At 44.1% G+C, this 14,782-nt stretch carries 10 protein-coding genes, 2 rRNA genes and 1 other annotated feature; all 12 genes read right to left on the reverse strand.

Annotated features, from left to right (window positions below; genetic code table 11):
- Positions 1–46: 46 nt before the first annotated feature.
- Positions 47–277: a binding site (T-box leader), on the reverse strand.
- Positions 276–1,727 (reverse strand): glutamate--tRNA ligase, encoded by a 1,452-nt coding sequence (gltX, locus tag NSS92_RS13735; RefSeq protein ID WP_340868632.1) that lies wholly within the window; start codon positions 1,725–1,727, stop codon positions 276–278. It overlaps the preceding feature by 2 nt.
- 94 nt (positions 1,728–1,821) lie before the next feature.
- Complete coding sequence (gene ispF, locus NSS92_RS13740; protein WP_340868634.1) at positions 1,822–2,298, reverse strand: 2-C-methyl-D-erythritol 2,4-cyclodiphosphate synthase; 477 nt, start codon at positions 2,296–2,298, stop codon at positions 1,822–1,824.
- A gap of 3 nt (positions 2,299–2,301) precedes the next feature.
- Entirely contained in the window at positions 2,302–2,991 is a 690-nt protein-coding gene (gene ispD / locus NSS92_RS13745; protein ID WP_034665643.1) for a 2-C-methyl-D-erythritol 4-phosphate cytidylyltransferase, read from the reverse strand.
- A 13-nt stretch (positions 2,992–3,004) separates the two neighbouring features.
- Positions 3,005–4,105 (reverse strand): PIN/TRAM domain-containing protein, encoded by a 1,101-nt coding sequence (locus NSS92_RS13750; RefSeq protein ID WP_267588130.1) that lies wholly within the window; start codon positions 4,103–4,105, stop codon positions 3,005–3,007.
- A gap of 153 nt (positions 4,106–4,258) precedes the next feature.
- Positions 4,259–5,338: a DNA integrity scanning diadenylate cyclase DisA gene (gene disA / locus NSS92_RS13755; RefSeq protein WP_024425581.1), complete on the reverse strand. Its 1,080-nt coding sequence runs from the start codon at positions 5,336–5,338 to the stop codon at positions 4,259–4,261.
- Between the two features lie 2 nt (positions 5,339–5,340).
- Positions 5,341–6,720: a DNA repair protein RadA gene (gene radA / locus NSS92_RS13760; RefSeq protein ID WP_025092231.1), complete on the reverse strand. Its 1,380-nt coding sequence runs from the start codon at positions 6,718–6,720 to the stop codon at positions 5,341–5,343.
- A gap of 94 nt (positions 6,721–6,814) precedes the next feature.
- Positions 6,815–9,250: an ATP-dependent protease ATP-binding subunit ClpC gene (gene clpC, locus NSS92_RS13765; RefSeq protein WP_048240170.1), complete on the reverse strand. Its 2,436-nt coding sequence runs from the start codon at positions 9,248–9,250 to the stop codon at positions 6,815–6,817.
- Entirely contained in the window at positions 9,247–10,338 is a 1,092-nt protein-coding gene (locus NSS92_RS13770) for a protein arginine kinase (RefSeq protein ID WP_058838237.1), read from the reverse strand. The genes clpC and NSS92_RS13770 overlap by 4 nt, the downstream gene beginning before the upstream one ends.
- Before the next feature lie 4 nt (positions 10,339–10,342).
- A complete protein-coding gene (locus tag NSS92_RS13775) occupies positions 10,343–10,900 on the reverse strand; it encodes a UvrB/UvrC motif-containing protein (protein ID WP_024425862.1) in 558 nt (185 codons plus the stop codon).
- A 14-nt stretch (positions 10,901–10,914) separates the two neighbouring features.
- Complete coding sequence (locus NSS92_RS13780) at positions 10,915–11,379, reverse strand: CtsR family transcriptional regulator (protein WP_003217184.1); 465 nt, start codon at positions 11,377–11,379, stop codon at positions 10,915–10,917.
- 177 nt (positions 11,380–11,556) lie between these two features.
- Positions 11,557–11,672: ribosomal RNA gene (rrf, locus tag NSS92_RS13785) — 5S ribosomal RNA — on the reverse strand.
- Positions 11,673–11,733: 61 nt separating this feature from the next.
- A 23S ribosomal RNA gene (locus tag NSS92_RS13790) occupies positions 11,734–14,664 on the reverse strand.
- Between the last annotated feature and the right edge of the window lie 118 nt (positions 14,665–14,782).

Here is a 14,782-nt window from a genome sequence, read left to right on the forward strand (position 1 = left end):
GACTTGCTCTCTTTTTTTGGACAAATAAAAAACGCCTCTGCCATATGACAGAGACGTTTTGAAAACGCGGTTCCACTCTGTTTAGAAAGCCACTTATCTTGAAGCCTTCTCAACTTAATCCCATAACGGAGGGTACCGCCCTTGCATACTAACGTACGTGTTCCTCAAGGGTCTTGAGGGTGCATTTCCAACATCTGCCCATAAGTCTCTTTCAGCCGGTGGAGACTCTTTCTGTGATGGACGAGTACATTGTACTTCTCCCTCGCAACGATTTCTTATATTTGTTTAATGCGGTTTAATACCGTATCTTTACCTAGTAATTCAATACTTTGCGGAAGTTCTGGGCCATGCGTTTGTCCTGTGACAGCCACACGAATCGGCATGAATAATTTCTTGCCTTTATGCCCTGTTTCTTTTTGTACCGCTTTAATGGCAGTCTTGATTTCATCAGGTGTGAAAGACTCAAGCTGTTCAAGCTGACCTGCAAAAGATGCCATGACTTCTGGTACTTGCTCCTCTGCTAGAACTTCCTTCGCCTCTTGATTATACTCAATTTGCTCCTTAAAGAACAACTCTGTCAACTCAACAATTTCTGCTCCGTAGCTTAATTGTTCGTGATACAGAGAAATAAGCTTGCGTACCCACGTGTTTTCTTCTTCAGTCAGCTGCTCACTTACCTTGCCTGCCTTTTGAAGATGCGGAAGTGTTAGTGCCACAACCTGATCAAGATCAAGTGCTTTTACGTATTGGTTGTTCACCCATTTTAGTTTATGCATATCGAATAGAGCTGGTGACTTAGAAAGTCGGTTCACATCGAAAATGTCGATGAATTGCTCTTTTGTAAACAGTTCTTCTTCGCCTACTGGAGACCATCCAAGTAATGCAATGAAGTTAAACAGGGCTTCAGGTAAATAGCCTAAATTCTTATATTGCTCGATGAATTGAATAATCGATTCATCACGTTTACTTAATTTCTTGCGGTTCTCGTTCACAATCAACGTCATATGTCCGAATAGCGGAACATCCCAGCCAAATGCATTAAAAATCATGATTTGTTTAGGGGTATTTGAAATATGATCTTCTCCGCGAAGAACGTGAGTCATTTTCATCAAATGATCATCCACGGCTACTGCAAAGTTATAAGTTGGCGTGCCATCTTTCTTCACAATAACAAAGTCACCAATGCCGTCTGTTTCAAATGAAATATCACCCTTGACCATGTCGTCAAATTTGATGATTTCTCCTTTCGGTACTCGGAAGCGGATGCTTGGCTCTCTTCCTTCAGCAATCAGCTTGTCCTCTTCTTCTTTTGATAAATGACTGCATTTACCAGAATATCGAGGCATTTCGCTGCGGGCGATTTGTGCTTCACGCTCTGCCTCTAGCTCTTCTGCCGTACAATAGCACTTATACGCCAAGTCCTTCTCTAACAGTTCGTCATAATATTTTTTGTAAATATCATTACGCTCTGATTGTCTGTAAGGACCGTAACCGCCATCTTTATCAATGCTCTCATCCCAATCAATACCGAGCCATTGCAGGTGGCGAAGCTGGCTTTCCTCCCCGCCTTCTACATTACGCTTTTGATCCGTATCCTCGATTCGAATAATAAATTTGCCGCCTTGGCTGCGTGCGAACAAATAGTTGAAAAGAGCCGTTCTAGCATTCCCAATATGTAAATGACCAGTTGGACTCGGTGCATAACGAACACGCACTTCATTTCCCATGAGTTTAACTTCCTTTCATCTGCATCATGTTGTCTGACACCAATTTTTTATAAACGTATTTTATCATCAAAACTCATTCTCATCAAAATGGATTTTACTTTTTCTGAAGAAGCACTGTTGCCTGAGAAGCAATTCCTTCGCCTCTTCCTGTAAAACCGAGTTTCTCTGTCGTTGTTGCTTTGACATTCACCTGTGTGACATCTGCCTCAAGCGCTTCTGCAATTTTCTCACACATTGGTTGAATGTAAGGTGCCATTTTTGGCTTTTGCGCCATGATGGTGCAGTCAATATTCACAAGTATGTAGCCCTTTTCTTTCACAAGTTCCCACACATGCTGCAATAATTTAAAAGAATCTGCATCCTTAAACTCAGGGTCAGTGTCCGGGAAATGTCTGCCGATATCTCCTTCAGCAATCGCACCCAGGCAGGCATCTGCCACTGTGTGAAGCAGTACGTCAGCGTCTGAATGCCCTAGCAGCCCCTTTTCATAAGGGATGGTGACCCCGCCGATAATCAGAGGTCTTCCCTCTGTTAATTGATGTACATCAAAGCCTTGTCCTATTCTCAACATGATCTAGTACCCTCTTTCCGCATCCATAATTGCCTTGGCAACCAATAAATCATCCGGTGTTGTCAGCTTAATATTGGTATAGTCTCCTTGGACAATATACACATTCTCGCCATGTAATTGTTCAACTAGGCTGGCATCGTCTGTTCCAAGGAACCCTGTCCGCTCCGCATATTCATGCGCCTCTTTTAAAATAGAATGACGAAAAGCTTGTGGGGTCTGGACTGCCCACAAGCTCTGACGTTCAATGGTTTGTTCCACTTTGCCTTCTTGAACGCGTTTGATTGTGTCTTTCACTGGTACCGCTACAACTGCGGAGCCTTTTTCAATCGCTGCTTTAACGAGCAAGTCAATCTGTGTATGCTTAATAAAAGGCCTTGCTCCATCATGAACAAGCACGATGTCCGCATCTTTCACAGCCTTTAATCCTTCGTATACACTTTGCTGACGTTCTTCACCGCCAGTGACAAGTGAAACAGGCGTTTGAAAAGCGTGTACCTTGAGTAGCCTTTCAAAGTCTTGACGCTCCTCTTCATTGATCGCCAGGATCATGCGTTTGCATTGTGAATGAGCGTCAAACACCTTTAGTGTATGAATGATGACCGGCATTCTTTTCAGCTCAATAAAAAGCTTATTGCGGCCGGCCTTCATTCGTTTCCCCTGCCCCGCAGCCGGAATAACTACTTCATAATACATGTTCGTTCTCCCTTTAGAGCGCCTTCTCCAGAAGTTTTGGCTTCGCAAAAATCATTCTTCCAGCAGCAGTCTGCAGCACACTTGTGACGAGCACATCGATGTCTTTTCCAATGTAATTGCGTCCTTCTTCGACCACAATCATTGTACCGTCATCTAAGTAAGCAACACCTTGGTTATGCTCTTTTCCATCTTTAATGACCTGTACCTTCATTTCTTCCCCAGGCAGTACAACCGGTTTAACGGCATTGGCTAGATCATTGATGTTTAACACTGCTACTTTTTGAAGTTCGCATACTTTATTTAAATTAAAATCATTGGTCACAACAACACCTGAAGTTAATTTAGCGAGCTTCACAAGCTTGCTATCAACCTCTTGAATGTCTTCGAAGTCACCTTCGTAAATTTCAACTTTGATATCCAACTCTTTTTGAATACGATTTAAAATATCAAGACCTCTTCGGCCTCTATTTCTCTTTAATACATCTGAAGAGTCTGCAATATGCTGTAATTCCTCGAGCACAAATTGAGGAATGACCATAACGCCTTCTAAGAATCCAGTTTGACAAATATCTGCGATTCTTCCATCAATGATAACACTTGTGTCTAAAATTTTCAGCTTTTTATCTTCTATTTCAGGTTCATCATCAGCCGCTCCTTTTTTCTTGCTGACCTTTGCAGATCGGGAGAACAGCCCTATCATTTCATCCTTCTTCTTAAACCCTACCTGAAACCCAAGGTATCCTAAAAAGAAAGCCAGGAAAATCGGAATAATGGTACCAAAAATATGATATGGGATATTGTTTAGCGGGATCACGTTTACAATAAGATATGCTAGAATAAGTCCAAATACTAATCCGAAACTTCCAGATATAAGATCAGGAAGAGGCGCCTTCAATAGAGAATCCTCGATCCATTTCACCCAATTTACCACATAACCTGTGCACCATTTACCAATGATGAAGAACACAAAGGCTCCTATTAGTGCTGAAGAGTAAGCATTTGTTATGAAAGGTATGTCCTTTACATTTAAAAGCAGGAATAACTCTGGAATGATAAAAATCCCCACAACTGCACCCAAAATGATAAAAAACGCCTGAACGATTCTTTTTAACATACCTTCACCTCCTTTATTTTTCATCTGTCAATCCACCTTCATCTGACATTAATATATGTTTAAGTTTCCTATCATGAGCAACAGAAAACAAAACCATCATTAATATACCCATATTCATCCATTTTTAACCGTAATAGAGAAAAATTTCTCTACTTAAAGCTGACGGTCAATGTAATGTTTTTCTTGTAACCTTTTTAATCCTTTTTTTATCTTTTTCGCTCTTACTTCTCCAATTCCTTCTACTTCATCCAATTCTTGTACATCTGCTTCCATAATTCGATCTAGCACACCGAATGCTTCAACCACATTTTCGACGATTGGCATTGGCAGTCTAGGAATTTTATGAAGCAATCTGTATCCTCTTGTGTACACATATTCGTCAATATTTGTAGAAGCTGGATATCCAAGTAACTTGTACAGAATGGAATCATCTAAAAGCTCAAAGCTCGACATATCTTGAAGTTGTTTAAGCAGCACATACGGATCTTTGATCTTTTCTTTCACGTAATCTTTAATAAATAAAGCCGCTTCCTGCTCCATATCTGTAATCAGCTCATTGACCTGCAGACGGATCAAGTGTCCTTCTGTTCCGAGCTCTTTGATATACATATTGATTTCATTTTTGATTCTGAGTACCATTTCGTAGCGGTGCAGCACGGATAATACATCACCAAAGGTCACAAGCTCTTCAAATTCTAGGGCGCTTAACGCAGAAATGGCGTGATCTAAAATGGTTTTATATTTCTCAAGTGTTTGAATGGCTTGATTGGCCTTTGTTAAAATAAAGCCAATATCTTTCAGAGTATAACGACGATTCCCTTGGTATAAGGTAATGACGTTCCTTCGTTCAGAAATGGCAATAATTAAGCAGCCTGTCTGCTTCGCTACACGTTCAGCCGTACGATGCCTCATGCCTGTTTCCGATGAATGGATGGTTGCATCTGGCATCAACTGTGTATTCGCATACAAGATTTTTTGACCAGAATCGCTAAGAATAATGGCCCCGTCCATCTTCGCCAGTTCATATAAATGTGCTGGGGAGAAGGCAGAATTAATGTGAAATCCTCCATCTACTACACTCTTTACTTTGTCATTATAACCAACAACAATGAGCCCGCCAGTATTGGCTCTCAGGACGTTTTCAATCCCTGCCCGCAGAGGTGTTCCTGGTGCCACAAACTGTACAATATCTAAGAGATCGAGTTCTCTCGCTCCTTTTTTCTCTTTTTCCATTTCTATGATCCCCCTAGTGAAATTCGAAGTGCCTCCGCTACATTTTCTACACCAACTAACTCAATCCCTCTCGGTTTTTTCCATCCATCTATATTCGCCTGAGGAATAAACATTCGCTTAAATCCTAGTTTCGCAGCTTCCTGCACTCGCTGTTCAATTCTTGATACTCTTCTGACTTCTCCCGTCAGACCGACCTCTCCTATAAAGCAATCCGCTTGATGCGGCGCTGCATCTTTAAAGCTTGATGCAATACTGACGGCAATAGCCAAGTCAATCGCCGGTTCGTCAAGCTTCACACCGCCTGCGACCTTTAAATACGCATCTTGGTTTTGCAGCAGCAGCCCCACGCGTTTTTCTAAAACTGCCATGAGCAGCGATACTCGATTATGATCAAGGCCAGTGGCCATTCTTCGCGGATTCCCAAAGCTTGTCGGGGAAATTAACGCCTGTATCTCAACAAGTACGGGTCTTGTTCCTTCCATTGAGGCAACAACACACGAACCAGATACACCTGCCGACCGCTCTTCTAAAAAGATTTCTGATGGGTTTAATACTTCCGTGAGCCCTTCCTCTCTCATTTCAAAAATTCCTAATTCATTCGTTGAACCAAATCGGTTTTTGACCGCTCGTAAGATACGAAACGTATGATGACGCTCGCCTTCAAAATAAAGGACTGTGTCCACCATATGCTCTAAAAGGCGTGGACCTGCGATCGAGCCTTCTTTGGTGACGTGACCAACGATAAAAATAGGAATACCATTTGTCTTGGCAATCTTCATCAGCTGCGCTGTACATTCTCTTACTTGAGATACCGAACCGGGAGCTGACGTAATATCGCTTTGATAAACGGTTTGAATCGAATCCACCACAACAAAAGCAGGTTTCATCTCCTGTATAGCAGACGTTATATACTCCATATCGGTTTCAGCCAAAACATGTAAAGAGGCGCTTTCAATGCCAAGGCGGTCCGCTCTTAGCTTCGTTTGTTTAATGGACTCCTCACCAGATATGTATAACACATTCTGATTTTTGTCTGAGAGCTGTGCTGATACTTGTAATAATAATGTGGACTTCCCAATCCCAGGATCTCCGCCAATGAGAACAAGAGAGCCTTTGACAATTCCACTTCCTAATACTCGGTTAAATTCTTCTAAATTCGTTTTAATTCGGGGTTCTTCGGATGTTTCAATTGCAGATATAGGTGAAGGTTTTTGAATGGTTTGAACAGAATGATTAAAAGCACTTCGACGGTTTGCCGGCTCTTTGCGAACGACCTCTTCTGTCATACTGTTCCACGTGCCGCAGCCTGGACATTTCCCCATCCATTTGGCTGACTCATAACCGCATGATTGGCATATAAATTTTGATTTTGTCTTAGCCATAGATTGAAGAATACAACTCCTTATACTGGTCAGAAAATAAGTAAAGGGAGGCATACACCTTGCTGGTATGCCTCACACTTTTTTTCTTACTATATTAGTTCGTAGCAGCCGTCGCTTTTACGACAATTTCTCCATCTTCCACATCTAATACGATATGTTGACCCTTTTCAATATTGCCCTTCAGAAGCTCCTCAGAAAGACGATCCTCCACATGCTTTTGAATCGCTCTTCTTAACGGACGCGCACCGTACTCAAGATCTACACCTTCGTCGGCAATCTTCGCTTTTGCTGCTTCCGTCAATTCAATTGATAGGTCTTGTTCTTTTAATCGTTTTGTCAATTGATCAGACATGAGAGACACGATCTCTTTTAGATGTTTCTTCTCTAGCGAGTGGAAGACAATGATTTCATCAATACGGTTGATAAACTCAGGTCTAAACGCACGTTTCAACTCGCCCATCACTTTGCCTTTCATATCTTTGTAATTTTGACCTTCATCCTGCACGTTAAAGCCAACATATTTATTGCGCTTCAGCTCACTAGCTCCAACGTTTGATGTCATGATCAAAATCGTATTTCTAAAGTCAACGGTACGTCCTTTAGAATCAGTCAGACGACCATCTTCTAACACTTGCAGTAAGATATTAAATACATCTGGATGCGCCTTTTCAATTTCGTCTAATAGAACGACAGAATAAGGTTTTCTTCTCACTTTTTCAGTCAGCTGTCCACCTTCATCATAGCCGACATAGCCTGGAGGTGATCCGACAAGTCTGGATGTAGAGTGTTTCTCCATGTATTCAGACATATCAATACGGATCATTGCTTCTTCATCACCGAAAATAGACTCAGCCAGTGCTCTTGCAAGTTCCGTTTTACCAACCCCTGTTGGACCCAAGAAGATAAAGGAGCCGATTGGACGCTTCGGATCTTTCAGACCAGCACGCGCACGTCTCACCGCTTTTGCTACAGCGACAACCGCTTCATCCTGTCCGATCACACGAGAGTGGAGCAATTGTTCCATATTCAGAAGCTTATCTGTCTCCGTTTGAGCAATTTTCGAAACAGGCACTCCCGTCCAGCTGGAAACGACCATTGCTATATCATCTACAGATACCTCTGAATTCTCTTGTCCCTGCTTTTCTTTCCATGATTTCTTTGTGACTTCTACTTTTTCACGCAAACGCTGCTCTGTATCGCGAAGAGAAGCTGCTTTTTCAAATTCTTGACTTTGAACTGCCGCATCCTTTTCCTTGCGTACTTCATCCAGCTTTTGCTCTAGTTCTTTTAGGTTAGGCGGTGTTGTGAACGAACGTAAACGGACTTTCGAACCTGCCTCATCAATTAAATCAATCGCCTTATCTGGAAGGAAACGATCAGAAATATAACGGTCAGACAGCTTCACTGCCGCCTCAATCGCTTCATCTGTAATAGACACACGGTGATGTGCTTCATACCGGTCTCTAAGCCCTCTTAAAATTTGAATACTTTCATCAACAGACGGCTGATCTACTTGAATTGGCTGGAAACGTCGTTCAAGCGCAGCATCCTTTTCAATATATTTACGGTACTCATCTAAAGTTGTTGCTCCGATACATTGAAGCTCTCCACGTGCTAAGGATGGCTTCAAGATATTAGATGCATCAATCGCACCCTCTGCTCCACCAGCACCAATGAGCGTATGAAGCTCATCGATAAAGAGAATGATATTTCCTGCCTGACGAATTTCGTCCATCACTTTTTTCAAACGATCCTCGAATTCACCACGATATTTCGTACCAGCTACAACAGTTCCCATATCCAGTGTCATCACTCGTTTATCGCGCAGGATTTCAGGCACTTCGTTATGAATAATTTGCTGTGCAAGACCTTCTGCGATGGCTGTTTTACCAACACCAGGCTCACCAATCAGCACAGGGTTATTTTTTGTTCTTCTACTTAGGACCTCAATGACACGTTGAATTTCTTTGCTTCGGCCAATGACAGGGTCCAAGCTGTCCTCTTTTGCGATAGCTGTCAAATCTCTTGCCAAGCTATCTAGTGTTGGTGTATTTGCATTGCTATTAGAGCCTGCCGCAGATGCACCTGTTTCATTGCTTCCAAGCAGCTGCAGGACTTGCTGGCGTGCTTTATTTAAGCTCACTCCGAGGTTATTTAAGACACGGGCAGCGACACCCTCTCCCTCGCGAATAAGACCTAATAGAATATGTTCTGTCCCTACATAGGAATGACCTAGCTTTCTTGCTTCATCCATTGAAAGCTCAGTAACCTTCTTCGCTCTAGGCGTATAATGAGGAATAGCTTGAGACACCTCTTGCCCTCTTCCAATCAAGCTTTCGACTTCTTTTTGGATTTTATCTGAAACAAGGCCCAGTGCTTCTAACGCTTTGGCAGCGATGCCCTCACCTTCACGTACAAGGCCAAGTAAAATGTGCTCAGTACCAATATTCTTATGGCCTAGGCGAATGGCTTCTTCTTGTGCAAGTGCTAATACCTTTTGAGCTCTTTCAGTGAATCTTCCAAACATCATATCGTTTCATCCTCCTGTCCATTCCTATGCATTTCTAAGCGCAACCTTTCTCTTATGATCGCTGCTCGTTTTATATCTCGTTCATTTGGCTCCAAGGCTCCTCCTGAATATTGTTGAAGGAAGCCAGGCTGGGTCAAAATCATGAGTTCATTCAGTATATTACTTGAAAGCCCCTTAATGATACCTAAATCAATTCCAAGCCGCACATCTGACAAACACTTTGCTGTTTCCTTTGATTCAATCATACGACAATTGGCCAAAATTCCTAAGGAACGGTACACTCTGTCCTCAAGTTCAATTTTAGATGTTTGATATAATGCTTTTCGTGCAGATCGCTCTTGTTCAATGAGCTGAGCGGTCACACTATTCAAGTCATCTACAATGTCTTCTTCTGATTGACCAAGTGTCATTTGATTTGAAATTTGAAAGATGTTCCCTATTGCTTCGCTGCCCTCACCATAAATTCCTCTGACCACAAGACCTAATTGATTAATTGCGGGAATAATGCGATTCATTTGTCTTGTGAGCGCTAATGCCGGTAAATGCATCATGACCGAAGCCCTAATACCTGTACCTACATTGGTCGGACAACTTGTTAAGTATCCTCGCTTTTCAGAAAACGCGTAATCCACTTGCTCTTCAATCCAGTCATCTACCTGATTAGCCGCTTTTAGTGCATTGGCTAGTTGAAAACCTGGGAATAAGCACTGGATCCGAATATGGTCTTCTTCATTCAGCATCACACTGATTTCTTCATTTTCAGAAAGCAAGCAGCCGCCAAATCTTGATTCAGCTAAATTTGGGCTAATCAAGTGCTTTTCAACAAGTACCCTCTTTGCTAAAGGCTGCGTTTCATTCATTCGAATCAAAACAAAGTTTCCAATGTCCTTCACTTCCTGGCTAGCAAACTTTTGTTCGAATTGCTGGAGAACAGCTTCAGCTTCTTCTTGAGAAAACTGAGTTGGGAAACGAACATGCTCTAGATTGCGCGCTAGCCGGATACGACTGCTTAGAACAATGTCACTTTCTGGTCCTTTTTGTTTCATCCACTGACTTAAAGCGTCTTGAATAAAATGCTGGAGCGACATGTCGTTAATCTCCCTCCCTCTGCTGAGATTGCTCATGCTCTAATGCACGAATTTGATCTCGAACTTCCGCTGCTTTTTCGAACTCTTCCTGTTCAATCAGCTGCTTCAGCTCTTGCTGCATTAACTCAAGTTTCCGGCGGACATGCAGGCTGCCGGCAATTCGTTTAGGGACTTTTCCATTATGGACTGTATTTCCACTATGGACTTTCCGTAAAACAGGGTTCAGATACTGATCAAATGTACGATAGCATTCTGCACAGCCAAAACGGCCTGTTTTTCTGAACTGCTGAAAGGTTAAGCCACACTTAGGACATTGATCCACTTCTTTCGCTTCTTGAAAAATAGACGAGCCCTTGTTAGCACTTGTGGTGAAGCTAGGATCAATATTCAATAAGCCTGATAATAAGTTGTGAATCGAGAAACCTTGGTTTCCACTCATAGCATATGAATCACTGTTTTCTTTTGCACATTGTTCACATATGTGCATTTCTTGTTTTTCTCCATTTATAACTTTCGTAAAGTGAAAAGTGGCTGGTCTCTCATTACATTCTTGACAAATCAATCTTTTCACCCGCTTTACTTTAATTTCAAAGCATTTAACATCGCTTTCATCATCCGAGCCCGCAGTTCATCTCGTTCAGGTAAATCGATATGCAATACAGAACGGTCCATGACACTAATCATCATCTTAGCTTCTCTTTCAGATAAAATGTTATTTTCAACAAGACGCATGATGATATGATCAGATGCAGCCTGTGATAAACGATGATATATTTGGGAAATAATATTGTTCAATAAGTCGACTTCATCATTCATTTTGACTTTAATGATGCGGATATAGCCACCGCCGCCACGCTTACTTTCAACGATATAGCCTCTCTCGCTCGTAAAGCGTGTATTGATAACATAGTTAATTTGTGAAGGTACGCATTGAAACTTATCTGCAATTTCATTGCGTTTAATTTCTAATATTTCTCGACCGTTCTGATCCAGGACTTCCTTCAAATACTGCTCGATGATATCAGAAATATTTTGTGCCACTCCGCCTCCTCCTCCATTGACTTTGACTATATTTGACTTTAATCTTACTATAAATTTTTTCGATCGATTTTTCAAGATAATCGCTCAACTAACAATATTATTTCCACATTTATATGGTGCCAAACCTCCCAAAAAAACAAAAAAGACCAGTTCCGAATGGAACTGATCCTTATAGAAGCTTGGCGGCGTCCTACTCTCACAGGGGGAAACCCCCAACTACCATCGGCGCTGAAGAGCTTAACTTCCGTGTTCGGTATGGGAACGGGTGTGACCTCTTCGCTATCGCCACCAAACCTGATGGAGAGAATGTTCTCTCAAAACTAGATAACAATGTTCAAACTTCACATTAGAATATAGGTTAAGTCCTCGATCTATTAGTATCTGTCAGCTCCACGTGTCACCACGCTTCCACCTCAGACCTATCAACCTGATCATCTTTCAGGGATCTTACTTCCTTGCGGAATGGGAAATCTCATCTTGAGGGGGGCTTCATGCTTAGATGCTTTCAGCACTTATCCCGTCCGCACATAGCTACCCAGCGATGCCCTTGGCAGAACAACTGGTACACCAGCGGTGCGTCCATCCCGGTCCTCTCGTACTAAGGACAGCTCCTCTCAAATTTCCTGCGCCCGCGACGGATAGGGACCGAACTGTCTCACGACGTTCTGAACCCAGCTCGCGTACCGCTTTAATGGGCGAACAGCCCAACCCTTGGGACCGACTACAGCCCCAGGATGCGATGAGCCGACATCGAGGTGCCAAACCTCCCCGTCGATGTGGACTCTTGGGGGAGATAAGCCTGTTATCCCCGGGGTAGCTTTTATCCGTTGAGCGATGGCCCTTCCATGCGGAACCACCGGATCACTAAGCCCGACTTTCGTCCCTGCTCGACTTGTAGGTCTCGCAGTCAAGCTCCCTTGTGCCTTTACACTCTGCGAATGATTTCCAACCATTCTGAGGGAACCTTTGGGCGCCTCCGTTACATTTTAGGAGGCGACCGCCCCAGTCAAACTGCCCACCTGACACTGTCTCCCTGCCCGATAAGGGCAGCGGGTTAGAAGGTCAATACAGCCAGGGTAGTATCCCACCGATGCCTCCACCGAAGCTAGCGCTCCGGTTTCCAAGGCTCCTACCTATCCTGTACAAGCTGTACCAACATTCAATATCAGGCTGCAGTAAAGCTCCACGGGGTCTTTCCGTCCTGTCGCGGGTAACCTGCATCTTCACAGGTACTATAATTTCACCGAGTCTCTCGTTGAGACAGTGCCCAGATCGTTGCGCCTTTCGTGCGGGTCGGAACTTACCCGACAAGGAATTTCGCTACCTTAGGACCGTTATAGTTACGGCCGCCGTTTACTGGGGCTTCAATTCGCACCTTCGCTTACGCTAAGCGCTCCTCTTAACCTTCCAGCACCGGGCAGGCGTCAGCCCCTATACTTCGCCTTACGGCTTCGCAGAGACCTGTGTTTTTGCTAAACAGTCGCCTGGGCCTATTCACTGCGGCTTCTCGGGGCTTTAACACCCTAAGAAGCACCCCTTCTCCCGAAGTTACGGGGTCATTTTGCCGAGTTCCTTAACGAGAGTTCTCTCGATCACCTTAGGATTCTCTCCTCGCCTACCTGTGTCGGTTTGCGGTACGGGCACCTCTCACCTCGCTAGAGGCTTTTCTTGGCAGTGTGGAATCAGGAACTTCGCTACTAAATTTCGCTCGCCATCACAGCTCAGCCTTTACGGGAAACGGATTTGCCTATTTCCCAGCCTAACTGCTTGGACGCGGATATCCAATACCGCGCTTACCCTATCCTCCTGCGTCCCCCCATTGCTCAAATGGTGAGGAGGTGGTACAGGAATATCAACCTGTTGTCCATCGCCTACGCCTTTCGGCCTCGGCTTAGGTCCCGACTAACCCTGAGCGGACGAGCCTTCCTCAGGAAACCTTAGGCATTCGGTGGACGGGATTCTCACCCGTCTTTCGCTACTCATACCGGCATTCTCACTTCTAAGCGCTCCACCAGTCCTTCCGGTCTGGCTTCACAGCCCTTAGAACGCTCTCCTACCACTGTTCGTAAGAACAGTCCGCAGCTTCGGTGATACGTTTAGCCCCGGTACATTTTCGGCGCAGAGTCACTCGACCAGTGAGCTATTACGCACTCTTTAAATGGTGGCTGCTTCTAAGCCAACATCCTGGTTGTCTAAGCAACTCCACATCCTTTTCCACTTAACGTATACTTTGGGACCTTAGCTGGCGGTCTGGGCTGTTTCCCTTTCGACTACGGATCTTATCACTCGCAGTCTGACTCCCAAGGATAAGTCATCGGCATTCGGAGTTTGACTGAATTCGGTAACCCGGTAGGGGCCCCTAGTCCAATCAGTGCTCTACCTCCGAGACTCTTACCTTGAGGCTAGCCCTAAAGCTATTTCGGAGAGAACCAGCTATCTCCAGGTTCGATTGGCATTTCACCCCTACCCACACCTCATCCCCGCACTTTTCAACGTGCGTGGGTTCGGGCCTCCATTCAGTGTTACCTGAACTTCACCCTGGACATGGGTAGATCACCTGGTTTCGGGTCTACGACCACGTACTCATGCGCCCTATTCAGACTCGCTTTCGCTGCGGCTCCGCATCTTCTGCTTAACCTTGCACGGGATCGTAACTCGCCGGTTCATTCTACAAAAGGCACGCCATCACCCGTTAACGGGCTCTGACTACTTGTAGGCACACGGTTTCAGGATCTATTTCACTCCCCTTCCGGGGTGCTTTTCACCTTTCCCTCACGGTACTGGTTCACTATCGGTCACTAGGGAGTATTTAGCCTTGGGAGATGGTCCTCCCGGATTCCGACGGAATTTCACGTGTTCCGCCGTACTCAGGATCCACTCTGGAGAGAATGACATTTCAGTTACAGGGCTGTTACCTTCTTTGGCGGGCCTTTCCAGACCTCTTCGCTTATATCATTCCTTTGTAACTCCGTATAGAGTGTCCTACAACCCCAAGAGGCAAGCCTCTTGGTTTGGGCTGTTCCCGTTTCGCTCGCCGCTACTCAGGGAATCGCATTTGCTTTCTCTTCCTCCGGGTACTTAGATGTTTCAGTTCCCCGGGTATGCCTTCTCATACTCTATGTATTCAAGTATGGATACTACTCCATTACGAGCAGTGGGTTTCCCCATTCGGAAATCTCCGGATCAAAGCTTGCTTACAGCTCCCCGAAGCATATCGGTGTTCGTCCCGTCCTTCATCGGCTCCTAGTGCCAAGGCATCCACCGTGCGCCCTTTCTAACTTAACCATTTCTTACTTTAGAAAGAATCACTATGTGTGATGAACTTTGCATTGCATTCAATGTGAATGTATTACTTATTGTTATCTAGTTTTCAAAGAACAATCCTGTCTCGCTAGAGACATGT

The sequence above is a fragment of the Bacillus sp. FSL M8-0166 genome (assembly GCF_038008825.1).
GTDB lineage: Bacteria > Bacillota > Bacilli > Bacillales > Bacillaceae > Bacillus > Bacillus safensis.